The sequence below is a fragment of the Sphingomonas sp. MMS12-HWE2-04 genome (assembly GCF_044881185.1).
In the GTDB taxonomy this organism is placed as follows: Bacteria; Pseudomonadota; Alphaproteobacteria; order Sphingomonadales; family Sphingomonadaceae; genus Sphingomonas.
In genome coordinates this window covers 977,288-1,003,459 of sequence record NZ_CP173254.1, presented here as the reverse complement: position 1 = coordinate 1,003,459, position 26,172 = coordinate 977,288, and the positions used below count along the sequence as shown (strand labels likewise).

The following is a 26,172-nucleotide window of genomic DNA, read 5'->3' as shown; positions in this document are numbered from 1 at the left end:
TCGGTGAAAGACGACCAAAAGAATTTCGTGATCTTCGCGGTGCTGGCCGCAGCGCTTTTGTTCGCCTGGCAGCCGCTGATGCACTGGGTTTTCCCGCAGCAGCAGCCGGCGCCGACCAAGGTTGTCAACGGCAAGAGCCAGGCGCTGCCCCAGCCCGGCGCCGATCCTGCCGCCGATTCGCCCAAGGCGCTGCGCGATCGCGCCGCCGTGCTCGCCGAAAGCCCGCGCGTCGCCATCGACACGCCCGCGCTGCGCGGCTCGATCAACCTGAAAGGCGCGCGGATCGACGATCTGCAACTGCCCAAATTCAGGGAAACGGTGGCGAAGAACTCGCCGGCCGTCACCCTGTTCTCGCCCTCGGGCACCAAGGGCGCCTATTTCGCCGGCTTCGGCTGGATCGCCGGCGGCGTCGCGGTGCCGACCAAGGATACCGTGTTCGAGGCCGATGGCACGGTGCTCAAGCCGGGCACGCCGGTTACGCTGCGCTGGGACAACTCCACCGGCCAGCGCTTCTCGGTCCGCTTCTCAGTCGACGACAACTATCTCTTCACTGCCGAACAGTCGGTGGCGAACCTCGGTTCGGCACCTGTCTCGGTCCGTCCCTATTCGCTGTTGTCTCGCACTGGCGTGCCGACCGATCCCGATAGCTGGACCAACCACATCGGCCCGCTTGGCGCCTTCGCCAACGGCGCGAATTACGACATCAGCTACAAAAATCTGGAGGGTCAGGAGCCCGGCTTCTTCAGCAAGATTTTCGGGACTAGCGCCAAGGCCGGCGAGAACGCCTTCAACGTGAAGGGCGGCTGGATCGGCTTCGGCGACAAATATTGGCTATCGGCGCTGATCCCCGATCAAAAGCTCCAAGTGAACGCGGCCTTCCGCCCTGCCCAGGGCGACACCTTCCAGGCCGATGCCGCGCTGCCCAAGATCGAGATTCCGGCGGGCAAGCGCATCGTGACTACGAGCCATGTGTTCGCCGGCGCCAAGGAAGTCCGCGCGCTCGATCACTACGAGTCGTCGCTCGGCGTCGCACATTTCGGCAATGCGATCGACTGGGGCTGGTTCCAGATCCTCGAAAAGCCAATCTTCTACTATCTCGGTTGGCTCTTCCACCTCGTCGGCAATTTCGGCATCGCGATCATCCTGCTGACGATCACGATCCGCGGCCTGCTCTTCCCGATCGCCCAGAAGCAGTTCGCCTCGATGGCGAAGATGCGCTTGCTCCAGCCCAAGATGAAGGCGGTGCAGGAGCGCTACAAGGACGACAAGCAGCGCCAGCAGCAGGAGGTGATGAAGCTCTACAAGGACGAGAAGGTGAACCCGCTCGCGGGCTGCCTGCCGATCCTGCTCCAGATCCCGATTATGTTCGCGCTCTACAAGGTGCTGCTGCTCACGATCGAAATGCGCCACCAGCCCTTCTTCGGCTGGATCCACGATCTCTCGGCGCCCGATCCCGCGACGATCCTCAACCTGTTCGGCTATCTCCACTTCACCCCGCCCTCGTTCCTGGCGATCGGCGTGGTGCCGGTGTTGCTCGGCGTGTCGATGTTCTTCCAGATGAAGTTCAATCCGGCGCCGATGGACGAGATGCAGAAGCAGATCTTCGCGATCATGCCGTGGATGCTGATGTTCATGATGGCGCCGTTCGCGGTCGGCCTGCAGATCTACTGGATCACCTCGAACTGCCTGACTGTGCTGCAGCAGCAGTTCCTCTACGCGCGCCACCCGGCGCTCAAGGAACCGGTCAAGAAGGAAGCGAAGGCGAAGTGACCAGCTTCACCGAAGAGCAGATCGAGGCCGCGCGGAAGCGTTTTGCCGGCCCGATCAGCTTCCTCAAATCGGCGCCCGAGCTCAAGCACCTCCCCGATCCGGTGGTGCCCGAGGTCGCGTTCGCCGGGCGGTCGAACGTCGGCAAGTCGTCGCTGCTCAACGCGCTCACCGGGCGCAACAGCCTGGCGCGTACCTCAGTCACGCCGGGGCGCACCCAGGAGCTCAACTATTTCGACGTCGGCGAGCCGCCGCTGTTCCGCCTCGTCGATATGCCGGGCTATGGCTTCGCCAAGGCGCCCAAGGACATGGTCCGCCGCTGGCGCTATCTGGTGAACGACTTCCTGCGCGGCCGCCATGTGCTCAAGCGCTCGCTGGTGCTGATCGACAGCCGCCACGGCATCAAGGACGTCGATCGCGAAATCCTCGACATGCTCGATGCCGCCGCGGTCAGCTATCGCGTCGTCCTTACCAAGGCCGACAAGATCAAGGCGACCGAGCTCGAGGACGTCCGCCTGCGCACCGAGGAAGAGGCACGCAAGCGCCCCGCTGCGCACCCTGGCCTGATCGTCACCTCGAGCGAAAAGGGCATGGGCATCCCCGAACTGCGCGCCGCGGTGCTCGAAGCGATCGGCTAGGCCGCTTGACCGAACGGCTCTTTTCCTACGGCACGCTCCAGCTCGAAAGCGTCCAGCAGGCGCAATTCGGCCGCCTGCTCGAAGGGGAAGACGACATGCTCCACGGCTATCGCGTCGTGGATATCCAGATCCGCGATCCGCACGTCCTCGCAGCGAGCGGCATCGAAATCCACCGCGCGCTGGTGCCGGCGGAAGCGGGCGCCGATCCGATCCCAGGCAGGGTCTTTCGCCTCACCGCGGCGGAGATCGCCGCCGCCGACGTCTATGAGAGCGAGAATTATCGCCGCGAAAGCGCCGTCCTGGCCTCGGGCATCCGCGCGTGGATCTATGTGAAGGCCTGATCCGTCAGGCCGGGTTGTGCTTCGCCAGAAACGCCTCCAGCGCCTTTAAGAATTGCAGCCGGTCCTCGCCGCGCGTGAAATGGTGATCGGCCTCGGGCTGCTCGATATAAGTCACGTCCTTGCCGGCCGCGCGCAGGTCCTCGACCAGCTCGCGCGATTGGGCGATCGGAACCACCCGGTCCTTCTTGCCGTGCACCACCAGCAGGGGAATCGAGAAGTCCTTGGCGAAGTTGATCGGCGACACGCCCTTCAGGTCCGGCGCCTGCATCTTGAGCCAGTCCTTGCGCGCGCCTGCGCCCAGGAAGTCGCTGTTGTGCCGCTGCATCCGGTTGAGATCGGACACGCCGGCGAAGGACACCGCGCAGCGATAGAGCTTGCCGTCGCGCTGCGCCGCCCGCATCGCTGCATAGCCGCCATAGGATGCGCCGACCATGCAGACCCGCTTGGGATCGGCGATCCCTTCCTTGGCAAGCGCGTCCACTGCGTCGTTGAGATCGTCCTGCATCGCCAGGCCCCACTGGCCCTGCCCCTTGTCGGTGAACGGCGTGCCATAGCCCGACGAGCCGCGATAATTGGGCTGGATCACCGCATAGCCACGATCGGCGAGGAACTGGGTCCACCAGTCCCATTCCTCGGCATCGCGCGCGAACGGCCCGCCATGCGGCATCACGATTAGCGCCGCGTTCCTGGTGGTCGTCCGCGGCAGCGTCAGCACCGCCGCGATCTCCAGCCCGTCGCGCGCCTTGTAGCGGATGGTGCGCACCGGATGCAGCCGCTTGAGCCCGATCGCGCTGTTGTTGGTGCTCAGCAGAAGCATCCCGCCATCCGCGGCGGAATAGACGAAATAAGCCCCGGGCGCGTCGACTCCGCCGACATGGACGAGCGCGGTCTTGCGATCGCGGCTCAGCGACACGATCCGCGGCGCGCCGCCCTGGATCTTGCCGGCGATGGTCTCCTGCATCGCCGCCATCTCGGGATCGGTCCACACGACGCCCGGCCGATCCTGCAGCACCGCGACCCCGGTATAGCCAAAGCCGGTCGCGTCGCCCTCGATCCCGCCGATGTCATAGCCCTTGGTCGCGAACAGCTGCTTGCCGCGCTCGAGCGTGTGGAGGTCAAGCTCATAGAGTGCCGAATAGCCGTTCTCGTCATCGCTGATCGTCAGCGCCTTGCCTGGCTCCTTGAGGAACAGCGCCGGCACCGTCAGCGTGTCACGATGCGTCCGCGCCTTGTCGATCACCTTGAAGTCGCCGCGCCCTCCGTCGCGGTAGAGCACGCGGCGGTTCCGCCCGTCGTCGCTCATGCCGATCCCCATGCGGACAGTGCCGGCGCCGTCGGCGTACCAGTTCCACACGCCTTCGCGACCGAGCTGCACCTTCTTGCGCTTGCCGGTCGATATGTCGATTTCCCAGACATCGGGCCAAAAGCCGGCCTCATCGCGATAGATCGAACTCTGCGACGCCATCAGCACCCGCGGCGTGCCGTCATCGGCATACCACAGCACGTCGTCGGCATTCTGCCCGGCCTCGGCCGAAGCGAGCTTGACGACCTTGCCGGTCTTTGCCGACACGCCGAAGGCGCGCCGCACATACCATTCGTCGCCCTGCACCGGCACGAGCTGCCCGACGCCGAGCACCAGCCACTCGTCATTGACCCAGCGCCACCAGTTGAGGTCAATCTCGCCGGTAGCGATCATCCGCCGGTCGCCGCCGTCCAGCGGCACGATCGCGAAATACTGGTTCCCGCCCATGCCGATCTTGCCGGCGACCGCCTTGCCGCTCGGCGAGAGGCTCGGGCTCTCGAACGCCGGCACCTGGGCAAAGACTTCGGTATCGTAATGCACCGCGGACGCCGCCGGCTTGGCCGCCTCCTGCGCCTGGCCCGCTTCCATCGGCGCGCCAAGCGCCACAGTCGCCAGCAAAAGCCGCGCAATGCCCCGCATGAAATCCCCCTCCTGCCCATGACTTTTGTGCCGCGTGCCGGGACGAGGCGCAAGCAAGCGATCGGATTTAGAGTCTTCCCGTTATGAATGCGCTGCCTGCGCGCTGCTTTGGGGTGGCGGTTTATCGCAGCCGAAGGAACAGGATAGTAAACCCTGTTGCAAAGCAGGTCGAAAACAAGGACCTTTAGCAAATAATAGTGTTTCGAATGCATGGACTTGGGCGGGGGAACTGCAATGCGTGCCATTGGGATTATGGGTGCCACTGCTGTTCTCAGCCTGGCCGCGTGCGGCGGCGGCGGTGGAGGCTCCACTGCACCATCGACGCCGATCGCCGCCACCCCGACCCCGTCCCCGCCGGCCTCCGCCACCCCGACGCCGACTCCCGTCGATCCTGCCAGCTACGATATCGCGTTCGATCTGACGCGCGATCGTGAGTTCGCCCTGTTCGGCGCGGAAATTTCGAGCGTCTTCAACGGATCTACCTATGAGTCGGTGGATGTGAAGCTGCTCGACCTCGGGGCACTCGCCTATGCAAGATATGTTGCGGCCACCCAGGCGACCACCATCTCCATCTTCAACGTCGCTTCGGATACCTACACCTCGCCCGCCGCGCAGAGTAGCAACGCCATCTCCTATGGCACTCCCGAGCGCTCGCTGGCGCTTTTCAAGCCTGGTCCATCGATGGGCGGCCTGCGGGCCGAACTCACCTATACGATCGGCGCGACCCAACACGTCAACACCGCGCTCGGCGCCGGCGAAACCAGGATCATGGATCGCCGGTTTGTCAGCGGCACCGCGACCGTGGCAACCGATATACCGGCGAGCGGCTCGGCAGCGTACGCCACGATCGCCTCTGAATATGGGCTCACGGCAGGGTCCCGCGATTCCTACACGGCGCTGGCGCAGAGCGGCGGGTTCAATGTCGACTTCGCGTCCCGGTCGGTGACGGCATCGATCGTCAGCGCCCAAAGCCAGATTATCGGCGCACCGGTTTCAACCATCACCCTGAACTTCAGTGGCGACTTTGTCGGGCAGACCAGCCAGATTGCAGGCACGCTGACCACCTCGGACGGCGGCTCGGGCAGATGGGCCGGGCGCGTCTATGGCCCTTCGGGTCGCGAATTGGCCGTCGCTTTCACATATGTTCGCGGAGCAAAGAAAGTGATCGGCACAGCGGAAGCTACGCTAAATCGGTGATGAGAACGCGGCCCATGAGTACACGGGAAGCGCATCGGCAACCTGTCCGGCTGGGCTGACGCGCTCCCGTCGACATCCCTTCAACCGGCAGCCATCACCCGCCGATCGGTCCGCCCCAGCACCATCGCCACCGCCGCCGCCAGCCCGAAGGCGCCCGCCACCAGGAAGGCCGGCGTGTAGCTCCCGGTCCATGCCCGCACCGCGCCGGCGCCGAATGCCGCGGTCGCCGCACCGAGCTGGTGGCCCACCATCACCCAGCCGAACACGATCGGCGCCTCGCGCTCGCCGAAATGGAGGTTGGCCAGCTTGACCGTCGGCGGCACCGTCGCGATCCAGTCGAGGCCATAGAAGACCGCAAACAGGAACAGGCTGGGCGCGCCGAAATCGAGAAACGGCAATGCCAACAGCGAGAGCCCGCGCAGCCCGTAATAGACGAACAGCAGTTTCCGGGGATCATAGCGGTCGGTCAGCCACCCCGAGGCGGTCGTCCCGAACAGGTCGAACAATCCCATCAGCGAAAGCAGCCCCGCCGCCTGGACCGGGGCGATGCCATGGTCGCCGCAAAACGCGATCATGTGCGTCCCCACCAGCCCGTTGGTGGTCAGCCCGCAGACGAAAAAAGTGCCGAACAGCAGCCAGAACATCGGCGTCTTCACCGCGCCTGCCAGCGCGGTAAACGCAAGCGCCGGGGTCGCCGCCTGTTTGAGCGGCGCCGGCGGGGCGCTGTCTTCGGTCTCGCCGAACCGCCGCACCCCCACGTCCTGCGGCCGCTCGGGCAGGAAGAACAGCACCAGCGGGATCATCGCCGCCGTCGCGATCGACACTGCCAGGGCCACCGGCCGCCACGCCCCGCCCTGCGCCAGCCAGGCGAGCAGCGGCAGGAACACCAGTGCGCCGGTCGCGGTGCTGGCGGTCAGCATACCCATCACCAGCCCCTGGCGCGTTGCGAACCAGCGATTGACCACCGCCGCGCCGAGCACCGAGGCGACAGCGCCGCTGCCCACGCCCGAAACCACCCCCCAGCTCAGCACATATTGCCAGGGCGCGGTCATCCACAGGCTGGCCAGCGTCGATGCAGACATCAGCACCAGCCCGGCGAGCATCGTCCGCTTGATCCCGAACGACAGCATCAGCGCCGCTGCGAACGGGCCGATCAGCCCATAGAGCAGGATTCCGATCGCCGCCGCGGCCGAGATCGTCGCGCGGTCCCAGCCGAAATGCAGCTCGAGCGGAAGCATCATGACCCCGGGCGCCGATCGCAGCCCCGCCGAGGCGAGCAGCGCGAGGAAGGTCACGGCGGCGGCGATAGCCGCATAGCCCCGCGCACCCACCGGCAGCCGCGCCATCAATGCTGTCATCTCGCCTTCCTCGTCCGTTCGGTCCCGACCCGCTCAGTCCGCACCCGTTCTGCGCTGCGCGTCACGGCGCCCAGCGCGAATTCGAGTCCAGTCCAGACCCCGCCGAGCTCGGCCTCGATGCGCTTTTGAACGCCATGCCAGTCGGGTTCGGCCGCCTGCATCGCCGCGGCGCCTTCGCGTGTCAGCACCGCATATTTGGTGCGACCGCCGGTCGCGCCGGTCAGGATCCAGCCACGCGCCTCGATCGGCGCGATCGCGCGATAGAGCGAGCTGCGGTCCATCACCAGTTCCTCCGCCAGCCGGCTCAGCGCCAGCGGCTGGCCGCGCGCGACATGGCGCAGGATGGCGAATTGCGCAGTCGTCATGCCGTGCGGTGCCAGCGCCTCGTCATAGGCGCGGGCCACGGCGCGCGATGCCTTGCGGAGCATCGTCGAAGCACAGCCGGGGCCAAAGGACTCTTGATGCATACGCATCATGTATATGCATCAACCGGTGACTGGCAAGCACGCCCTGGCAAGCCGCGTTAGTCGCGGCGTGCGATGCCGATAAACGATTGACGACCAACGATCTTTATCGCTGACCTACACATCCGCTATGCCGGAAGATGGCGCCATGACAGCCAGCCCCCCAAGCACCGCCAACCCCGTATTCGCGTCAACATCGTCAAGCGAGCCCGGCGTTGCCCGTTCGCTCCAGCCCGGCTATCCGGGCGCCATGAAGCTCATCATCGGCAACAAGGCCTATTCCTCCTGGTCGCTGCGCGGCTGGCTCGCCTGCAAGCAAGCGGGACTTCCCTTCGAGGAAGTCGTCGTCCCGCTCTATGACGAGGCCTGGGACAAGCGCCGCGAAGGTGCCGAGTTCGCGCCGTCCTCGGGCAAGGTGCCGATCCTCTGGGATGGCGAGGCGGTGGTGTGGGATAGCCTGGCGATCGTCGACTATCTCAACGACAAGACCGGCAATACCCGGTTCTGGCCCGAAGACATGGCCGCCCGCGCCATGGCCCGCTCGATGGCGGCGGAGATGCATTCCAGCTTCACTGCGCTGCGCCGCAAGCACAGCATGAACATCCGCCAGGTCTATCCGCCCGCCCCGGTCGACGACGACGTCCGTCAGGATCTCGCCCGGATCATGGAGCTCTGGGCCCAGGCCCGCGCCCGCCACGGCGACGGTGGCGATTTCCTGTTCGGCGCGTTCGGCGCGGTCGACATCATGTTCGCGCCCGTGGTGACGCGGATCGTCACCTATTCGCTTCCCGTCCCCCGCTTCGCCCAAACCTATATGCTCTCGGTGCTCCAGCATCCCTTCCTGCAGGATTGGATCGCCGGCGCGCAGGAAGAGGATTGGGTGATCGAGCAGTTCGAGAAGCCGGAGACGGCGTAACCGGGCTAGGGTATCCGCTTGGTGTCGTAGGGCGTCCCGTCCTTGTGGGAATAGCCCTCGGGAGTGAAGCGCATGTCGATGTCGGGATATTCGCCGCCGCCGCGCCCTCCCGCGCTGACGGCGACGAACACGCAGTCGGCGTCGCTGCGGTTCTGCAAGTGATGGCCATCGGCGCGCCCCTTGGGGAAGGTCGCGCAGTCGCCGGCGCGCAGCAACGTCTCGCCGCCATCCTCGACCAGCACCGCCTCGCCTGCCAGCATGACGACCAGCTCGTCCTCGTCGTCATGCCAGTGCCGCTGCGACGACCACGCACCTGGCTTGAGCGTAACATGGCTCGCGCCCATCGCGGTGAGCCCGCTCGGCGGCGCGAGCCTGCGATACCAGCGCCCCTGCACCGGCGCGTCGAACGGCGCCGGATAGCCGGTGGCGTTGGTCTGCGGGATTGTATCGAGGTCAAGCTTGGGCAATGGCCCCTCCGTTGCAATTGGGAGGCATTGTGCCCGACGTCGTCGAACTAACCAAGGCGTTGATCGCCGCCGAAAGCGTCACGCCGGCCCGCGGCGCAGTGTTCGACGTGCTCGAAGCCGCACTGCTCCCGCTCGGCTTCAAGGTCGAGCGCTTCATCGAGGGCGAGGCCCCCGACGGCCCGGTCGAGAACCTCCTCGCCGTCCGTGGCTCCGGCGGCACCCATCTCGCTTTTGCCGGCCATCTCGATGTCGTGCCCCCCGGCCCGGGCTGGACCAGCGGCGCCTTCACGCCCGAGGTTCGGGACGGCTTGCTTTATGGTCGCGGCGCGGTCGACATGAAGGGCGCGATCGCCGCCTTCGTCGCCGCTGCGGGGCGCGTGCCCGAGGGCAATATGCTCAGCCTGATCATCACCGGCGACGAGGAAGGCCCCGCCACCTATGGCACGCCCAGGCTGATCGAGCGGATGGCCGAGCGCGGGATCAAGCCCGACATGTGCCTGGTCGGCGAACCGACTTCGGCGCACCGGCTCGGCGACACGATCAAGATCGGCCGTCGCGGCTCGGTGGTGGTGTGGATCGACGTGCCCGGCAGGCAGGGCCATGTCGCCTACCCCCATCTCGCCGACAATCCGATCCCCCGCCTGGTCGCCGCGCTCGCCGAGATCGAAGGCGTCGAGCTCGACACCGGCAATGCGTGGTTCCAGGCGTCGAACATCGAAGTCACTGATATCCACACCGGCAATCCGGCGACCAACGTCATTCCCGGCAACGCCAGCGCGCGGCTCAGCATCCGCTTCAACGACGAGCAGAACGGCGCCGATCTGGTCTCCCGCATCGAGGCGATCGTCCGCCGTCATGCCCCCTCCGCCCAGGTCCGCGGCACCGTCTATGGCGAGGCGTTCCTCACTGCGCCCGGCCGCCTGTCGACGCTCCTCGCCGACGCGATCCTCGCCAAACTGGGCGTCACTCCCGAGCTCTCGACCACCGGCGGCACGTCGGACGCACGCTATCTGGTCAAGCTCTGCCCGGTCGCCGAATTCGGCCTGATCAACGCGACGATGCACAAGCTCGACGAGGCCGTCGCGCTCGCCGATCTCGCCGCGCTCGCCGATGTCTATGAAGAGGTGTTGCGCCGGCTCTAGCTGGCGAGGCGCGATCGCTCGGTGGCAGTGGCCCATTGCAGGAAAGCCTGTTCGGGCATCGGCTCGGCAATGGCATAGCCCTGCAGCACGTCGCAGCCGATCACGCGGAGCACCGCGGCCTGGGCCTCGCTCTCGATGCCTTCGGCCACCGCTTCGCAGTTGAGACCGTGGATCAGCCCGATCACTGCCTGGGCGATCGTCCGTGCCTCCGGCTTGTCGGCGACATGCTCGATCAGGCTGCGGTCGAGCTTGACGCGGTCGACCGGCAGCTGGCGCAGGCGGGCAAGGTTCGAATAGCCCGTGCCGAAATCGTCGATCGCCACCGTCGCACCATCGGCGCGCAGCAAGGTGATCGCGTCGATCACGTCGCCCGAACAGTGCATCGCCAAGGTCTCGCTGATCTCGAGCTCGAGCAGGCTCGCCGGCGCCTGCGCCGCCAGCATCGCCTCGCGCAGGCGGTGGAAGAAGCTGGCATGATCGATCTCGCGCGGACTGATGTTGACGGCGAGGCGCTGCTCGAGCCCCAGCCGGCCCCAGCGCGAGATCGTCTCGGCGACGCTCGTCACCACCCATTCGCCGATATCGACGATCAGGCCGCTCTCTTCGGCGCGCTGGATGAACTCGCCGGGCAGCTTGAGCCCGCCGGGATGCCGCCAGCGCAGCAGCGCCTCCGCTCCCACGATCCGCCCGTCCTGCGCGCTGACCTTGGGCTGGAAGACCAGCGCGAATTCGTTCTTGTCGATCGCCGCGCGCAAATCGCTCTCGAGCTGGACGCGCTCCGCCATCTCGTTGGCCAGCGCCTCGGTGAAATGTTCGGCACGCCCGCGGCCCTGCGCCTTGGCATGGTACATCGCGGCGTCCGCGGCGCGCATCAGGTCGTGCAGCGTGGTGCCGTGCCGTGGCCGCAGCGCGATCCCGATCGACGCGCCGACCGAGATTTCCTGATCGGAAAGATCGAACGGCTCCGACAGCGCATAGAGGATACCGCGCCCGATCCGCTCGGCATCGCGGACATGGCCGAGCTCGGGGAAGAACATCGTGAACTCGTCGCCGGCCAGCCGCCCGATCAGCGGCGCACGCCCGCCCATCTCGGCGGCGAAGCGATCGGCGGCCGCGCGCAGCCGGTTGGCGACCATGCCTAGCAGCACATCGCCTGTGGCATGGCCCATCGTGTCGTTGACGATCTTGAACCGGTCGAGATCGATGAAATAGAGCGCCGCCACCGTGCCGGGCGGCAACTCGGCAAGGGCGCGCTCGGCGGTGCGGCGGAAATTGGTGCGGTTGGCGAGCCCGGTGACCGGGCAGAACATCGCCAGCCGCTGGACGCTGTCGAGATTGGCGTGGAGCTGGTGAAACAGTCCCTCCATTGCGTGCGCCAGCGGCGGCACGCAGCGGCGCACCTCCTCGGGGACTTCGCCTTCGAGATCGCCATTGGCGGCGCGCGACAGGCGTTCGATCGCGGCGTCGATCGCGCCGGCAGTGGCGGAAATCGTGCGCTCGGCCGAGGCCCAGCACATCACTCCGCAGACGATCGCGGCGATCAGCCCGCGGCCGGCGGTGTCGGCAGTGATTTCACCCGGCGCAGCGGCGGCGATGGCGAGAATGAACGCCACGGCCCCGGCGCACATCGCAAATGCGACGGCGCGGCTCTTGAGCGAAAATCCTTCCACCTTCGGCCTTGCCTAACCCCTTATCTCGGCAAGCACCGTCGCAGATATAAGTTAAGAATTTCCCGGCGCAGGCAGTCGCGGGCGCCGCAGCACGATATAAAGCGCACCAGTGCCGCCATGCCGCGGATGCGCGCCGCGAACCGCCGCGATCTTGTCCGAATGCCGCGACGAGGCGAGCCAATCGCCCACCGCCGCACGGATCGCGCCGCGGGCATGCGGCCGCTCAGATTCGGCACGCGGCGGCTTGCCGGTGACGAGCAGCAGCACCCGATCGCCGCGCCGGATCGCGAAATCGAGCCCGTGATCGAGCCGGTCATAGGCCGAGGCCAGGCTGTGCCCATGCAAGTCGATCGAGGAATCGGGCGACACCAGCCCGCGACCGAGCCGGCGGTCCCAGGAGGCGTCGAGCGTGTTGCTCGCCTCCTTCTTGGGCGGTGCGGGATTGGGGCGAAGGACGGTCTTGTCTGCGGGCGCGGCACGCGGCGCAGGGGCGGGCTTAGCCGCGTTGGCGCGCGCGTCCCGCGCATCCTTATCGGGAAGCGCGGGGCGCCCCGCCTCGACGCGCTTTCCCGGCATCGGCGTCACCGAGGCAATCACGCGCTTCCACAGCAACGCTTCCTCGGGCGCAAGCTTGCGTTTCACGGCGCGGTGACAGGCACCGGCTGAAGCCGTGCCAGCGTACCCTTCGGCAGCAGCAGCCACGCGGTGCCCCGCGCCGACATCCCGCCCGCGATCGCCCGCGCGTCATCGCCCGCGCCCCAGAAGGTATCGACGCGGTTGGCGCCCTTGATCGCGCCGCCGGTATCCTGCGCCACCCAGATGCCGGTCGCGTCGGTGCGATCCATCGACAGGAACAGCGGCGCACCCAGCGGCACGAACTTGGGATCCGCCGCAACGCTGGTCCAGCCGGTCACTGGATGCCCCATCGCGCCGAGCGGCCCGGCCCCGGTCAATTCCTTGAAGAACACGAAGCTCTTATTTTCGCGCATGATCGCGCGGCCTTCCTCGGGATGCTCGCGCAGATAGGCCATGATCCCCTGCATCGAGGTTTGGCCCGGGGCGAGCAGCCCGCGGTCCTTCATCAGCTTGCCGATGCCGGTATAGTCGCGGCCGTTCTGCCCGGCATATCCGATCCGCATCACCCCGCCATCGGGCAGCCGCAGTCGCCCCGACCCCTGGACCTGGAGGAAGAAGATCTCGACGGGATCGGCCGCCCAGGCAATGATCGGCGCGCGCCCTTCGAGAGCGCCGTCTTCGATCGCGGTCCTATCGAAATAGGGCACGAACTTGCTGCCGTCGACGCGGCCGCGGATGCGCTTGCCCTTGAGGTCGTCGGAGAACAGTCCGAGATCGGCCTCGATGATGTCCTTCGGCACGCCGTAGATCGGCACCTCATAACCGGGCCGGCGATCACGCGACCCGTGAATCTCGGGTTCGTAATAGCCGGTGGCGAAGGCTTTTCCGTCGGCGACCTGGACGGTCTCGAAATTGCGCTGGAAGAACGCGATGGCGTCTCGCGCCGATACGTTCTGCGCTGCCACACATGCCGGCGCCCAGTCGCTGCCGCGCGTGAGCCCGGTCGAATCGGTACGGCGCTGGAGCGAACTGCAGCTCAACCGGAAAGCGGCAAGTGCGCGCTCCGCTCCTTGCTGGCCGATCGGCAGCGTGTCGATGCCCGGCCCTGCGACGATCCCCGCCGCCAACGCAGTCGTCGCCGTGGCAGGTGCCGCAGGCGCAACGACAGGCGGCAACGGCGTCGCCGCGATCGGCTGACGCACCGGCAGCTGCGACGGGGTTTCGGGAAGTGCAGACGTGCGGCCTGGCGCGGGAGTCTCGCGCGGCGCGGGCCCCGCCCCGCTCGGGGGCGGAACCAGCCCGCCCGAGCACGCGCCCAACAGCGTCGCGAGCGCGACTACCCCCCAAGCGCGCATGGCGTCCCTCTTAGTTACGCTTCGTCGGTCTCGACGAGCTTCCAGTTGGGATCGTCGCTACGCAGGTTGCGCGCGAAGGTCCACACGTCGTGCGTCTCGACGGCGTCGCTCATCGAGCCGGCGACGACATTGCCGTCCTTGTCACGCGTGATCGCGGCAATGTCGGCGTCGAAGCGCACCGCGATCTTGGCGACTCGGTTCTCGACCGAGGCCTCCGAAATCGCCGCGCGATCAATCACCACCAGCCGGTTGTCGAGCACATGCCCGGCTTCGCGGCGCGCCGCGATCGCTTCGGAAAAGCCCTGGCGCACATCATCCTCGACCAGCCAGGCCAGCGTTTCCTCGTCGCCTTTCCAAAAGGCTTCGAGGATCATGCGATAGGCCGCTTTCGATCCTTCGAGGAACTGCGCCACGTCGAAGCTCGAATCCGCCGAGACGACCGCGCGCAGCCCGGTTTCGGCGCCTGAGTTGATCGCGCGGCTGCCGCCGTCGCGCACCTCCGGCGTCACGTCGATGGTGCGCGCGAGCGGTGCTGGCGCCACGCGCTCCTCCGCGGGTTTCGGAAGCGGCTGCTCATGCCCCGTGCGCTTGCCAAGCACCGAGTAGAGGCGGAGCGCCAGGAAACCGGCGACCATTGCGAACAGGATGACGTAAAACACTGAGCCTCCGAAGCCTCACTTATAAGCGTACATAGGCCGGGACGGCGCCGGTTTCAAATCGGGGACAATCCGCCGCCGATTGAACTGGCGCCGAGCCCCTGCTAGGCGCGCTTGCGACCAAACGCCCGATGGGCGGTAAACTTTCCGCAAAAAGAGGAATCGATGGCAGAGAACGAAACCGGCGCCGAATTTGGCGAGCCCGTAGCCAATGGCGCCGACACGGCGCCGGCCGCCGGCGTCCTGTCGCAATATGTGAAGGACTTCTCGTTCGAGAACCCCAACGCACCTGCCGTGTTCCAGTCGCAGACCGCCCCGGCGATCGACGTCCAGTTCAACATCGGCTCGGGTCAGGTCGCCGAAGACGTCTATGAAGTCGTCCTCAAGATCGACGTTCGCGCCCAGGCCGAGAGCCAGGTCGCCTTCGTCGTCGATCTGTCCTATGCCGGGCTGTTCGCGCTCCGCAACATCCCTGCCGACCAGCTCGACGCCTTCCTGCTCGGCGAAGCGCCACGTATCCTCTTCCCCTTCGCGCGCCGCGTGCTCGCCGATGCCGTGCGCGACGGCGGCTTCCCGCCGCTGCTGCTCGAGCCGATCGATTTCGGCGGCATCTATCTGCAGCAGCGCGCGCAGCAGCAGAGCCTCGCCGAAGGCGAGCAGGCCGGCAACGCCTGATCACGCGTCAGGGGACGGGCCAGTGACCAACCATCGTCACCCCGGCGAAAGCCGGGGCCCCTCTCCTGAATTTCTGTCGGCTGCCGCGACGTGAAGCTCGCGCGCAGCCTCGGTTCGGTCGGCGGGCTCACCCTTGCCAGCCGCGTCCTCGCGCTGGTCCGCGATTCGCTCCAGGCGCGCTATGTCGGCGCCAGCTTCGCCTCGGACGCTTTCACCATCGCGTTCCGCCTGCCCAACATGTTCCGCGCGCTGTTCGCGGAAGGCGCCTTCTCCGCCGCATTCATCCCGATGTTCAACCGCAAGGTCGGCGAGGAAGGCATGCCCGCGGGCCTCGCCTTTGCCGAGCGCGCATTGGCGGTGCTATTTGCGATCCTGCTGGTGCTGACCGCAGCAATGCTGATCGCAGCATGGCCGCTGACCTGGGCCATGTCGCTCGGCTTCCATAAGCAGCATCCGACGCACGATCAGTTTGCTTTCGCAGTCGAACTGTCGCGCTACACCATCCCCTATCTGATGCTGATCAGCCTCGCATCGTTGCTCGGCGGCATCCTCAATTCGCTCGATAAGTTTTGGGTCAATGCCGCGGCGCCGATCCTGCTCAACATCGCGATGGTCTCGGCGCTGGTCTTCTTCAACGGCGATCCGTTCGAGACCGCGCGCGCCCAGGCGATCGCCGTGCCGGTGGGTGGTCTGCTCCAGCTCGGCTGGCTGGCGCTCGCCTGCCGCCGCGCCGGCGTGTCGCTGCGCCCGCGCCGGCCGCGGCTCGATCCCGAAGTCAAACGGCTGATGGCGCTGATCCTCCCCGCCGCCGCGGGCGCCGGCGCGTCGCAGATCAACCTGCTGATCTCCAGCGCGCTCGCTGGCGGCCTTCTGGCGTCAGGCTCGCTGTCCTACATTTATTATGCCGATCGGCTGAACCAGCTGCCGCTCGGCATGATCGGCATCGGCCTGGGCACGATTCTGCTCCCCACCATCTCGCGCCTGCTCGGCCAGGGCCGCGAGGCCGAGGCGATGGAAACGCAGAACCGCGGCATGGAGCTCGCGCTGTTCCTCACCTTGCCGGCGATGGTCGCGCTGATCGTGGCGGCCGAGCCGATCGTCCGCGGGCTGTTCCAATATGGCCAGTTCGATGCCGCCGACACCCGCGCCTGCGCGATGGCGCTCGCTGGCTTCTCGATCGGGCTGCCCTCCTATGTGCTCGTGAAGGTGCTGACCCCGGGCTATTATGCCAGGCAGGATACCCGCACCCCGGTGCGCTATGCGATCTGGTCGGTCGTAGTGAACATCGCCGCGAACCTCCTCCTGATCCCGCTGATCGGCCATGTCGGACCACCGCTGGCGACCGCGCTGGCCTCGACGGTCAACATCGTCATGCTCTATCGCACGCTCCACGCCCGCGGCCATTTCACTGCCGACGCGCAGCTCAAGCGCCGCGTCCCCCGCCTCGTCCTCGCCGCCTTGCTGATGGGTCTGGCCCTATTCGGTTTCGATCGGCTGCTCGATCCCTGGCTCTCGGCCTCGATGGTCGAGCGTTACGGCGCGCTGATCGTCCTCGTCGGCGCGGGCTGCGCGATCTACGGCCTTGCCTGTTTCGCAACCGGCGCGTTCCGCCTATCGGACGTCAAGGCGCTGCTCCGGCGCCGCCGCACCTCGTAAATCCAAGGACCCCAGATGCGCGTCATTTCCGGCATCCAGACCACCGGCAATCTCCACCTCGGCAATTATCTCGGGGCGATCAAGCAGTGGGTCGCGATGCAGGACGCCGTGCAGGACGGCAGCGAATGCCTGTTCTTCCTCGCCGATCTCCACGCGCTCACGGGCAACATCACGCCCGCAGAGCTCGCCAATTCGACGATCGAGATGGCCGCAACCCTGCTCGCCGCCGGGATCGACGACCGCTCGATCCTGTTCAACCAGGCGCGCGTGCCCGCCCATGCCGAACTCTGCTGGATCCTCCAGGGCACCGCGCGGATGGGCTGGCTCAACCGCATGACGCAATGGAAGGACAAGGCCGGCAGGAACCGTGACGGCGCCAGCGTCGGCCTGTTCACCTATCCGGTGCTCCAGGCCGCCGACATCCTTGTCTACCAGGCGACGCACGTGCCGGTCGGCGAGGACCAGAAGCAGCATCTCGAGCTGACCCGCGACATCGCCGCCAAGTTCAACACCGATTTCGGCGTCGAGCTGTTCCCGCTGCCCGAGCCGCTGATCTCCAAGGCCGCGCCGCGGATCATGTCTCTACGCGACGGCAGCGCGAAGATGTCCAAATCCGATCCTTCGGACATGAGCCGGATCAACCTGATCGACGATGACGACACGATCGCGCAGAAGTTCCGCAAGGCGCGCACCGATCCCGAGGCGCTTCCCGAGAGCTTTGACGGTCTGGCCGAACGCGCCGAGGCGAAAAACCTCGTGACGATCTATGCCGCGTTGTCGGATCGCGATCCGCAATCGGTGGTGAGCGAATTCGCCGGGCAGGGTTTCGGCGCGTTCAAGCCGGCACTCGCCGATCTCGCCGTATCGGTGCTCGGCCCGATCCGCGACCGGCTGACCCGGCTGCTCGACGATCGCGCCGAAGTGGGTGCCCATCTCGCCAAGAGCGCCGCGCGCGCCCAGGCGCTTGCCGCGCCTACGCTCAAGGCGGCACAACAGGCGGTCGGGCTGCAGATCTAGCGAAACCGTCGCGCCTATTCGCGCGTGGACGGCCGATGGCTAAGTGAGACTTTTCCTGCGTATCGCACCCTGCTTGCACTGCCTCCTCGCGCGCCCAAATCAACGAGTTCTTCGTCCGCGGGCTCGCGCCGGACACGATCCATGGCGTGGCGATCAACAATGCGTGCGTGGCGGGGATCGCGACCAATAAAGGCTACCGGCTCCAAAACCCTTCCTTGATGGCAGACGGAGGCGACCGTTCCATTCCAGAGCGGATTCCCCCCATTTTAGAAGTACATCCGGCAGGCTACCCGTAATTCTACTTAAAGGCCGATCCGGTTCTTCCGCCGCCTATAATATGGTTTCCAGGCAGGCGTTTGTAGACATTCGGGATTGTTTCGGATGCCAACCCTGTCCGGCATGCTCAGGATTCAGGCTGCATGACCGTTCAACCTCGCCAAACTCTCGGCAAGTCCTCGGGCCAGGACGCCGACGCCATGCTTCGCCAGCTCGGGCTCATGCTCGACCAGTCGCAGGCCGTGATCGAATTCGCGCCCGACGGCACCGTGCTGCGCGCCAACGCGCTCTTTCTCAGCTTCATGGGCTATGGCCCCGAAGAAGTGATCGGCCAGCATCACAGCCTGTTCTGCGACGCGGGCTTCGCAAGCAGCTCGGAATATGAGCTGTTCTGGCTCGGACTGCGCAGTGGCAACGCCAAGGACGGCGAGTTCAAGCGCATCGCCCGCGACGGCCGCGAAGTGTGGATCCGCGCCAAATATTATCCGGTGCTCGAAGGCGAGACCGTCGTGCGCATCGTCAAGATCGCCATGGACGTCACCGAGACCAAGCAGGAAAGCATGCTGCACGAGGGCCTGCTCTCCGCGATCAGCCGCGCCCAGGCTGTGATCGAATTCGATCTCGCCGGCAATGTGCTCACCGCGAACGAGAATTTCCTTGCCGTCACCGGCTACAAGCTGGGTGAGATCGCCGGCCAGCATCACCGCATGTTCTGCACTGCCGAGCATGGACGCTCGGCCGAATACGCGCAGTTCTGGGAAAAGCTCGGCCGCGGGGAATATCATTCGGGTGCGTTCAAGCGCCTTGCCAAGGGCGGCAAGGAAATCTGGATCCAGGCGACGTACAATCCGATCCTCGATCTGCGCGGCCGCCCGGTGAAGATCGTCAAATACGCAATGGACGTCACTGCGCAGCGTCTCGCCGCCGCCGAGGCCGAAGGCAAGGTCGAGGCCGTCGGCCGCCAGCACGGCGTCGCCGAATATGACCTGTCGGGCAAGCTGCTCTATGCCAATGAGATGTTCTGCGCGATGTTCGGCTATCGTCGCGACGAGCTCGAGGGCGTTCACCACGAAGAGACCACGCATCCCGGCTGTCACATCCACCAGGACTATCGCCAGTTCTGGTACAAGATGGGCCGCGGCGAGGCAGAGGCCAGTGATTTTCGCCGCGTCACCAAGGACGGCCGCGAGCTCTGGGTCTATTCGAGCTTCAATCCGATCTTCGACCTCGACGGCAAGCCGTGGAAGGTCGTCGAATACACCACCGACATGACCGACGCTAAGCTCAAGAATCTCGAGTTCCAGGGCAAGGTCGACGCGATCAGCCGCGCCGAATGCGTGCTTGAAACCGCGCTCGACGGCTCGATCCTCTATGCCAACGACAATTTCCTCAAGATGGTCGGCTATTCGATCGAGGAGCTTCGCGGCAAGGACCAGCGCATGCTGATCGCGCCCGAAATCGCGGCGAGCGAAGCCTATCGCCAGCGCGCGGAGGGCGTTTCGCAGGGCGAGTTCCTGTCGGGCGAATTCAAGCGGATCGCCAAGGGCGGCCGCGAAGTGTGGATCCGCGCGACCGTGAATCCGATACTGGATACCTGCGGAAAGCCCTACAAGCTCGTCACCTATGCGATGGAGGTCACCGAGGACAAGCTCCGTTCGATCGAAGTGGAGAACCGCCTCGACGCGATTGAGCGCAGCCAGGCGACGATCGAATTCGATCTCGACGGCAACGTGCTCACCGCCAACGGCAATTTCCTCGCGGTGATGGGCTATTCGCTGCGCGAGATCGTCGGCCAGCACCACAGCATGTTCTGCATGCCCGAATATCTGAAGTCGAAGGAATATGGCGACTTCTGGCGCCGCCTCAACAATGGCGAGACGCACACAGGCCGCTTCCACCGGCTCGGCAAATACGGCCGCGACGTTCATATCCAGGCTAGCTACAGCCCGGTCTACGATCTTTCGGGAAAGCCGGTCCGCGTGATCAAGCACGCCTATGACATCTCGGCCCAGGTCGAACTCGAGCTCAAGATCGCGACCAAGAGCCAGGAGATGCACGGCATGGTCAACCAGCTGACCAAGTCGATCACGACCATTTCGGAAGGTGCACAGGGCGCCTCGGCGCTTGCCGAGGAGACCGAGAGCGCCGCCACCGAAGGCAGCGCGGCGATCAACAACGCGATCGAATCGATCGAGTTGATCAGCAAGTCGTCGGGCCAGATCGCCAAGATCGTCGGCGTGATCGGCGAGCTCGCCAGCCAGACCAACCTGCTTGCGTTCAACGCCGCGATCGAGGCAGCGCGCGCGGGCGAGCACGGCGTCGGCTTCTCGGTCGTCGCCGAGGAAGTCCGCAAGCTCGCCGAGCGCAGCGCCGAGGCCGCGACCGAAATCTCGCGCCTCATCGAGGAGTCGAGCGATCGTGTCGCCCACGGTACTGAACGTTCGCAGACTGCGCGCGCCGCATTCGAAGGCATCGTCAAGAGCGTCGAGAAGACTGCGCGTTCGATCACCGAGATCGCCGATTCGGCCAACAGCCAGGAAGAAGTCACCTTCAAGGTCGTCGATATGATCGGCGAGCTCGCCTCGGCCTCTTCGACGCAGGCCCACGGGTGAACGCGCCCGCCGCGTTCAACGCGGCCGATGCAAGCCCCGTGCTGGAGGCGGCCAAGGCCGGCGTCGAGTTAGACACGGCCGACACGCTCCCGATGCCGTCGTCGGATGGCGCGCTCGCGCTCTCCTGCGACAGCGAGCCCAGCCTGCTCGACGTCGGCCTCGTCCGGCTGTGCGGCCGCGATCTCGCGGTGCCGGCGATCAACGTCCGCGAAGTCGTGCCGCTTCCCGAAAAGCTGCAGCCCAGCTTCTCGGGCGCAGGCGCCTCGGCGGGGTCGATCGTCATCCGCGGCCGAGTGATCCCGGTCCTCGACGTTGCCGAGCAACTCGGCTTCGGTCCGCGCGCGGATTCGCACGGCGTCGTGCTGATCCTGCGCCACGAATCGGCGCTGATCGGTGTCGTGATGGATTCGGTCTCGGGGCTCGCGCGCATCGCTCGCGACTCGGTCCAGCCCTTCACCGTCGCCGCCGACGATCCTCGCATCGTGTCGAGCAGCTTTCCCTATGGCAATTCGCTGGTCGGGTTGCTCGATCCCGCCGCCGTGCTCGCGCTGCCCGGCGTGCCGCATGCCCGCGAGCAGAAGAACGGGCCCGAAACTGCCGGTGCAGGCAGCCGCAGCGCGGTCGTGCTTGTCTCGGTCGCCGGTGCCAATCTCGCGCTCGATGCCGGCCTCGTCGTCGCCACCGTCCCCAATGCCCAGCTTCGCCCCAGTGTCGCGCAGCAGAGCAAATGGATCGGCGTCGTCCCCTATCTCGGCCAGGAGGTCCCGGTCGTCGACGATCTCGCGCTGTTTGGGCTTTCCGGCCGCGCCGCCGATGCCCCTGGCGGCGCCGTCATCATCCTCCGCCTCGAGGACAAGCACCTGCTCGGGGTCAAGATCGATCGGGTCGAGCGAATCCTGCCGATCACCGATCGCTCGGTACGCGCACTGCCCCAGGCGCTCGCCGAACGCCTCACGCTGTTCCGCGGCGCGATCGTCGACCATGAGGGCCGCCAGAACCTGTTGCTGGACGGCGAAGCTCTCCTCCGCAGCGACGCGCTGCGTATGATCGGCGCGCTCAGCCGCGAAAAGGCCGGCGATCCGATTCGCGCCGCCGCGAACGCCGAGATGCAGGAGGATCGCAAGCCGTTCCTCGTCTTCGTCGCCGGCAATCGCCGCCGCGCCGCCGCGCTCGCTTCGGTCAAGCAGATCATCCCCTACCCGCAAGCGCGCACCGGGCTCAACCGCTCGGGCTCGGCGCTCCAGGGCATCGCCAGCTATAATGGCGCGCCGCTGCCGCTGCTCGATCTCTCCGGTTCCGAGATGCTCGGCGGCACCCGCGCCGATGCGGTAGTGCTGGTGGTCGAGAGCGAAGGCCGGTTCACCGGCCTCGTCGTCGACCGGCTAGAGACCGTCGTTCGCTCGGTCGTCCATCGCCGCCCTGGCAAACCGGGCGCCGACGCCGCGAACTTCTTCGTCGATGCCAAGTTCGGCGAGAAACCCGAAGCGATCACCCTGTGCGATCTCGCCGAAGAGGCGACGCGGCTCGCCTGATACCGAAATGCCGGCGCCCCCCTTTGCGAAGGCGCCGGCATCCGGAAATTTGGGGTGAAGGCGTGACCTAGGCGTGCCCCGCTCTCGTCTCCTCCACCCCGCCCACACCCGAAGGGTGGGAGTTCTGGCTCGTTAGCCTTCCAGCGTGCGCATCAGCGTGCGCACCGCGCCGTCGATCTCGATATCCTTGCCGCGCAGTTCCTCGATCCGCCGCACGGCGTGGATCACGGTCGAATGGTCGCGGCCGCCGAACTTGCGCCCGATCTCGGGGAGCGATCGCGTGGTCAGTCGCTTGGCCAGATACATCGCGATCTGGCGGGGGCGGGCGATCGCCACCGCACGGCGCTCCGAGATCAAGTCGATCTGCTTGACTTCGAAATGCGAGGAGACCGCGCGCTGGATTTCGTCGATCGTGATCCGGCGCTGCGCGCTGCGCAGCACTTCGCCCAGCGTGGTGACGGCGAAGTCGATCGTGATCGTCTCGTTCGACAGGTTCGCATAGGCGACCAGCCGGTTGAGCGCGCCTTCCAGTTCGCGAACGTTCGACGTAATCCGCGCCGCCAGCAGGTCGATGACCTCCGAAGGCATGTCCACCGCCGGCATGTCGCCTAGCTTGCGCTCGACGATGCGGCGGCGCAGTTCCAGCTCGGCGGGCTTGATGTCGGCGACCAGGCCCGAACCCAAGCGGCCGGCGAGCCGCGGCTCGAAGCCTTCCAGCGCCTGCGGCGCGCGGTCGGCGGCGATCACCAGCTTCTTGCCCGAAGACATGAACTCGTTGACCGTGTGGAAGAATTCTTCCTGCGTCGCATCCTTGCCGCCGATGAACTGGAGATCGTCGATCATCAGCAGGTCGACCGAACGCAGCCGCGTCTTGAACGCATGCGTATCGCGGTTGCGCAGCGCCTGCACGAATTCGAACATGAAACGCTCGGCGGTGACGTAGATCGCCGTAGCCTGCGGGTTCGCGTCCAGGAAGGCCTGGCCGATCGCGTGCATCAGGTGGGTCTTGCCCTGCCCCGTACCGGCATGGAGATACAGCGGCGTGAACTGCGGCGTGCCCGGCTGCGCCATCGCCTTCGCGGCATTGAACGCCACGCGGTTGGTCGAATCGGTGATGAAGCGCTCGAAGGTGAAGCGCGGATCGAACGCCGGGCGCTCGGCCTGATTCGCCGCGACGGGGAGCGGCGCCGGCTCGACCTTGAGCACGCGCTGCGGCTCTTCGGACAGCGTCTCGATGCCGACGCTCAGCACTTCGGGGATCACGGCGCGGAATTCGAGCAGCAGCCGTTCGGCATAATGGTTGCGGACCCACTGGGTCATGAACGCCGAAGGGAGCCCAAGGCGCACTGCCTCACGGCTGGAATCGGCAATCAGAACGACGGGCTTGAGCCACTGGTCGAACAAGCGCTGCCCCGCCGAGCGACGCAGATTGGCGCGCACATGCGCCCAGGCCTTGGCAACGGCTTCCATGTCATCCCGCTCCACGGTCATTACCTGAGTCACGACGACAAGCTCCTCCCCCGCGAGAAGCAGAGTCTTCCCACGCGACAATTCATTTCGACCAAAGGCACGACACAGCCGGAACTTTGCCCCCGGGCTGGCGTGTCGCGCTTGTTAAACCCCGCACAGCACGCGTGCCGGGAGGTGTGTTTTAGGGCCCATTTTTTGAGTTCGAGCAAGGGTCGCGGATGCAAAGAAAGTGAAATAGTTTTGTTGACTCGGCAAACCCGCGGAAATGCGTCAGTTCCCGATTACAACCTATACATTTCAGTGACTTAAGCAACTTTCCACAAGAACACAGGCTGCGAATCGCAGGATTTCCGTGACTTATGGAAGACACCCCGCATGCGCCTGCCAAGTGTCTCTCAGACACGACAAAAACCCCGCCGGAGAGGCTCCGACGGGGCTATTGTTACGGGAAAGTGACGATTAGGCGAGCGCTTGGACGCGCTTGTTCAGGCGCGAGAACTTCCGCGACGCGGTGTTCTTGTGGAGCACGCCCTTGGCGACGCCACGCGCGATCTCTGGCTGCGCAGCGGCGAGCGCGGCGGCAGCGGCGGTCTTGTCGCCGGCTTCGAGCGCCGACTCGACCTTCTTCACGAAGGTGCGGATACGGCTCACGCGCGTACCATTGATCTCCGCGCGGCGGTCATTCCGCCGGATACGCTTCTTCGCCTGCGGCGTATTCGCCATGCCGTCTCGTTCCTGCTCAAAATTGGAAAGGCGCAGGAGCTAGCCCACGCCCGGAAAGACGGGCCCCTTAGCCCCACAGGCAATTCGGGTCAACCGTCTTGCCCTTATTTCTGGGGCGTTACTTCTGGCATCTCGGGCACCAGAAGGTCGAACGCCCCGAATTGACGCGCCGCTCGACGGTGCCGCCGCATTCGCACGGTTCACCCTCGCGGCCATAAACTCGCCACTGCTTGGCAAAATAGCCCAGCTCGCCATCGGGCCGCGCATAATCCTTGAGGGTGGAGCCGCCCGCGAGAATCGCCGCCTCCAGCACTTCGCGCACCGCCACCACCAATTTCTCGAGCCGCGCCTTGGTGATCGTCCCCGCCGCCCGCGTCGGCGCGATTCGCGCGAGGTACAGCGCCTCGCACACATAGATATTGCCCAGCCCCGCAACGGTGCGCTGGTCGAGAAGCAGCGCCTTCACCGGCGCGATCCGGTCCTTGAAAACCCGTGCCAGATGCGCCGCGCTAAAATCCGGCCCCAGCGGCTCGGGGCCCAGCGCCTTGAACGCCGGCCATTCTGCGAGCGCGTCGGTCGGCACGAGATCGATCGATCCGAATCGCCGCGCATCGTTGAGCGCGAGCCGGTGCTTGGCGGTCTCGACGACGAAATGATCGTGCTTGCCCAGTTCCTCGGGATCGATTCGCCAGCGCCCGGACATGCCGAGATGAAAGATAAGCGTGTCGCCGCGATCGGTGTCGATCAGCCCATATTTGGCACGCCGGCCGAGGCCAGTGACCCGCGCGCCGGTCAGCCGCTGGCCCAGCCCCTCGGGAAACGGCCGCCGCAAGTCCGCGCGCCGCAGCGTCACGCGCTCGATCACCTGGCCTTTGAGCACGGGGGTGAGGCCGCGCACGGTCGTCTCGACTTCAGGAAGCTCCGGCATGCTTGACCCCTAGCCGTGCTCCCCTCCCCCCGCTAGAGCGCACCCATGTCCGACACAGCCCCCGACACCGTCTCCTTCGGCTACGAAGACGTCGCCCCCGAGGAAAAGACCCAGCGCGTCCGCGCGGTCTTCTCCAATGTCGCCGCCAAATACGATCTGATGAACGACGCGATGTCGGGCGGGCTGCACCGTGCCTGGAAGGATCTGTTCGTCCGCCGGGTGAAGCCGCGCGCCGGCGAGCATATCCTCGATATGGCGGGCGGCACTGGCGACATCGCCTTCCGCATGGCCAAGTCGGGCGCGGCGATCACTGTCGCCGACATCAACCCGCAGATGCTCGAAGTCGGCATCGAGCGGGCGGCCAAGCGCGGGATCGACGGGCTCGTCTGGAGCGAGGCCAATGCCGAGACGCTGCAATGGCCCGACACGTTCTTCGACGCCTATACGATCGCGTTCGGCATCCGCAACGTCACCGATATTCCCAAGGCGCTGCGCGAGGCGCACCGCGTGCTCAAGCGCGGCGGCCGTTTCTACGTGCTCGAATTCTCGACCACGCAGTGGCCGGGCTTCGGGCAGGTCTATGATGCCTATTCGCATCATCTCGTGCCCAAGCTCGGCCAGTTGCTCGCCGGCGATGCCAATTCGTATCGCTATCTGATCGAATCGATCCGCCGCTTCCCGGACATGCCCAGGTTCGAAGCCATGATCCGCGAGGCCGGCTTCGTGCAGACCAAGGTCGAGCCGCTGCTCGGTGGCCTTGTCGCAATCCATAGCGGCTGGAAGATCTAGCCGCA

The 26,172-nt window shown here is 66.0% G+C and carries 23 protein-coding genes; 12 read left to right on the top strand and 11 right to left on the bottom strand.

Features of this window, described 5'->3' with window-relative positions:
* Window positions 1–3: 3 nt before the first annotated feature.
* The 3 genes from yidC to AB2M62_RS04575 are packed head-to-tail and all read left to right on the top strand — an operon-like array spanning window position 4 to window position 2,746.
* Window positions 4–1,770 carry a membrane protein insertase YidC gene (yidC, locus tag AB2M62_RS04585; RefSeq protein ID WP_404338194.1) on the top strand — a complete coding sequence of 589 codons (1,767 nt, stop codon included), beginning with the start codon at window positions 4–6 and terminating at the stop codon, window positions 1,768–1,770.
* Window positions 1,767–2,405 (top strand): ribosome biogenesis GTP-binding protein YihA/YsxC, encoded by a 639-nt coding sequence (yihA, locus tag AB2M62_RS04580; protein WP_404338193.1) that lies wholly within the window; start codon window positions 1,767–1,769, stop codon window positions 2,403–2,405. The genes yidC and yihA overlap by 4 nt, the downstream gene beginning before the upstream one ends.
* A 5-nt stretch (window positions 2,406–2,410) precedes the next feature.
* Window positions 2,411–2,746, top strand: a complete 336-nt coding sequence (locus AB2M62_RS04575) for a gamma-glutamylcyclotransferase family protein (protein ID WP_404338192.1) — start codon at window positions 2,411–2,413, stop codon at window positions 2,744–2,746.
* 4 nt (window positions 2,747–2,750) lie between these two features.
* On the opposite strand, the gene AB2M62_RS04570 is transcribed toward AB2M62_RS04575, so the two are convergent.
* Window positions 2,751–4,688 (bottom strand): alpha/beta hydrolase family protein, encoded by a 1,938-nt coding sequence (locus AB2M62_RS04570; RefSeq protein WP_404338191.1) that lies wholly within the window; start codon window positions 4,686–4,688, stop codon window positions 2,751–2,753.
* Window positions 4,689–4,922: 234 nt separating this feature from the next.
* Here AB2M62_RS04570 and AB2M62_RS04565 point away from each other — a divergent pair, with 234 nt between their 5' ends.
* Entirely contained in the window at window positions 4,923–5,885 is a 963-nt protein-coding gene (locus AB2M62_RS04565; protein ID WP_404338190.1) for a transferrin-binding protein-like solute binding protein, read from the top strand.
* A gap of 80 nt (window positions 5,886–5,965) precedes the next feature.
* Here the strand turns inward: AB2M62_RS04565 and AB2M62_RS04560 are convergent, their stop codons facing one another.
* Both AB2M62_RS04560 and AB2M62_RS04555 read right to left on the bottom strand, forming a co-directional pair.
* Window positions 5,966–7,243 (bottom strand): MFS transporter, encoded by a 1,278-nt coding sequence (locus AB2M62_RS04560; RefSeq protein ID WP_404338189.1) that lies wholly within the window; start codon window positions 7,241–7,243, stop codon window positions 5,966–5,968.
* The gene (locus AB2M62_RS04555; protein WP_404338188.1) at window positions 7,240–7,671 is read right to left on the bottom strand and encodes a MarR family winged helix-turn-helix transcriptional regulator; all 432 of its coding nucleotides are present in this window, start codon (window positions 7,669–7,671) and stop codon (window positions 7,240–7,242) included. Before AB2M62_RS04555 ends, AB2M62_RS04560 begins: the two co-directional genes overlap by 4 nt.
* A gap of 286 nt (window positions 7,672–7,957) precedes the next feature.
* On the opposite strand from AB2M62_RS04555, the gene AB2M62_RS04550 reads away from it, so the two are divergent.
* Window positions 7,958–8,623 (top strand): glutathione S-transferase family protein, encoded by a 666-nt coding sequence (locus AB2M62_RS04550; RefSeq protein ID WP_404338186.1) that lies wholly within the window; start codon window positions 7,958–7,960, stop codon window positions 8,621–8,623.
* 5 nt (window positions 8,624–8,628) lie between these two features.
* Here AB2M62_RS04550 and AB2M62_RS04545 read toward each other — a convergent pair whose 3' ends face one another.
* Window positions 8,629–9,090 carry a cupin domain-containing protein gene (locus tag AB2M62_RS04545; protein WP_404338184.1) on the bottom strand — a complete coding sequence of 154 codons (462 nt, stop codon included), beginning with the start codon at window positions 9,088–9,090 and terminating at the stop codon, window positions 8,629–8,631.
* Between the two features lie 29 nt (window positions 9,091–9,119).
* Here AB2M62_RS04545 and dapE point away from each other — a divergent pair, with 29 nt between their 5' ends.
* Window positions 9,120–10,232: a succinyl-diaminopimelate desuccinylase gene (gene dapE, locus AB2M62_RS04540; protein WP_404338183.1), complete on the top strand. Its 1,113-nt coding sequence runs from the start codon at window positions 9,120–9,122 to the stop codon at window positions 10,230–10,232.
* Here the strand turns inward: dapE and AB2M62_RS04535 are convergent.
* The 4 genes from AB2M62_RS04535 to AB2M62_RS04520 are packed head-to-tail and all read right to left on the bottom strand — an operon-like array spanning window position 10,229 to window position 14,468.
* On the bottom strand, window positions 10,229–11,902 hold the full coding sequence (locus AB2M62_RS04535) for a putative bifunctional diguanylate cyclase/phosphodiesterase (protein WP_404338181.1): 1,674 nt from the start codon (window positions 11,900–11,902) through the stop codon (window positions 10,229–10,231). The genes dapE and AB2M62_RS04535 overlap by 4 nt on opposite strands.
* A 51-nt stretch (window positions 11,903–11,953) precedes the next feature.
* Window positions 11,954–12,544, bottom strand: coding sequence for a Smr/MutS family protein (locus tag AB2M62_RS04530; RefSeq protein ID WP_404338179.1), 591 nt, complete (start codon window positions 12,542–12,544; stop codon window positions 11,954–11,956).
* On the bottom strand, window positions 12,541–13,833 hold the full coding sequence (locus tag AB2M62_RS04525) for a murein transglycosylase A (RefSeq protein WP_404338177.1): 1,293 nt from the start codon (window positions 13,831–13,833) through the stop codon (window positions 12,541–12,543). The genes AB2M62_RS04530 and AB2M62_RS04525 overlap by 4 nt, the downstream gene beginning before the upstream one ends.
* A 14-nt stretch (window positions 13,834–13,847) precedes the next feature.
* Window positions 13,848–14,468 (bottom strand): Tim44/TimA family putative adaptor protein, encoded by a 621-nt coding sequence (locus tag AB2M62_RS04520; RefSeq protein WP_404339801.1) that lies wholly within the window; start codon window positions 14,466–14,468, stop codon window positions 13,848–13,850.
* 186 nt (window positions 14,469–14,654) lie between these two features.
* On the opposite strand from AB2M62_RS04520, the gene secB reads away from it, so the two are divergent.
* The 5 genes from secB (at window position 14,655) to AB2M62_RS04495 (ending at window position 22,257) form a co-directional block, all read left to right on the top strand.
* Complete coding sequence (gene secB / locus AB2M62_RS04515) at window positions 14,655–15,164, top strand: protein-export chaperone SecB (RefSeq protein ID WP_404338175.1); 510 nt, start codon at window positions 14,655–14,657, stop codon at window positions 15,162–15,164.
* Between the two features lie 90 nt (window positions 15,165–15,254).
* Window positions 15,255–16,820: a murein biosynthesis integral membrane protein MurJ gene (gene murJ / locus AB2M62_RS04510; protein WP_404338173.1), complete on the top strand. Its 1,566-nt coding sequence runs from the start codon at window positions 15,255–15,257 to the stop codon at window positions 16,818–16,820.
* A gap of 15 nt (window positions 16,821–16,835) precedes the next feature.
* Window positions 16,836–17,837: a tryptophan--tRNA ligase gene (gene trpS, locus AB2M62_RS04505; RefSeq protein WP_404338171.1), complete on the top strand. Its 1,002-nt coding sequence runs from the start codon at window positions 16,836–16,838 to the stop codon at window positions 17,835–17,837.
* 419 nt (window positions 17,838–18,256) lie between these two features.
* Entirely contained in the window at window positions 18,257–20,725 is a 2,469-nt protein-coding gene (locus AB2M62_RS04500; RefSeq protein WP_404338169.1) for a PAS domain S-box protein, read from the top strand.
* A complete protein-coding gene (locus AB2M62_RS04495) occupies window positions 20,722–22,257 on the top strand; it encodes a chemotaxis protein CheW (protein ID WP_404338167.1) in 1,536 nt (511 codons plus the stop codon). Before AB2M62_RS04500 ends, AB2M62_RS04495 begins: the two co-directional genes overlap by 4 nt.
* A 132-nt stretch (window positions 22,258–22,389) precedes the next feature.
* On the opposite strand, the gene dnaA is transcribed toward AB2M62_RS04495, so the two are convergent.
* The 3 genes from dnaA to mutM all read right to left on the bottom strand — a co-directional run bounded on the left by dnaA (window position 22,390) and on the right by mutM (window position 25,378).
* The gene (dnaA, locus tag AB2M62_RS04490) at window positions 22,390–23,748 is read right to left on the bottom strand and encodes a chromosomal replication initiator protein DnaA (protein ID WP_404339799.1); all 1,359 of its coding nucleotides are present in this window, start codon (window positions 23,746–23,748) and stop codon (window positions 22,390–22,392) included.
* Between the two features lie 438 nt (window positions 23,749–24,186).
* On the bottom strand, window positions 24,187–24,450 hold the full coding sequence (gene rpsT / locus AB2M62_RS04485; RefSeq protein WP_404338166.1) for a 30S ribosomal protein S20: 264 nt from the start codon (window positions 24,448–24,450) through the stop codon (window positions 24,187–24,189).
* 118 nt (window positions 24,451–24,568) lie between these two features.
* Window positions 24,569–25,378 carry a bifunctional DNA-formamidopyrimidine glycosylase/DNA-(apurinic or apyrimidinic site) lyase gene (gene mutM, locus AB2M62_RS04480; RefSeq protein WP_404338165.1) on the bottom strand — a complete coding sequence of 270 codons (810 nt, stop codon included), beginning with the start codon at window positions 25,376–25,378 and terminating at the stop codon, window positions 24,569–24,571.
* A 45-nt stretch (window positions 25,379–25,423) separates the two neighbouring features.
* On the opposite strand from mutM, the gene AB2M62_RS04475 reads away from it, so the two are divergent.
* A complete protein-coding gene (locus tag AB2M62_RS04475) occupies window positions 25,424–26,167 on the top strand; it encodes a class I SAM-dependent methyltransferase (RefSeq protein WP_404338164.1) in 744 nt (247 codons plus the stop codon).
* Window positions 26,168–26,172 lie beyond the last annotated feature (5 nt).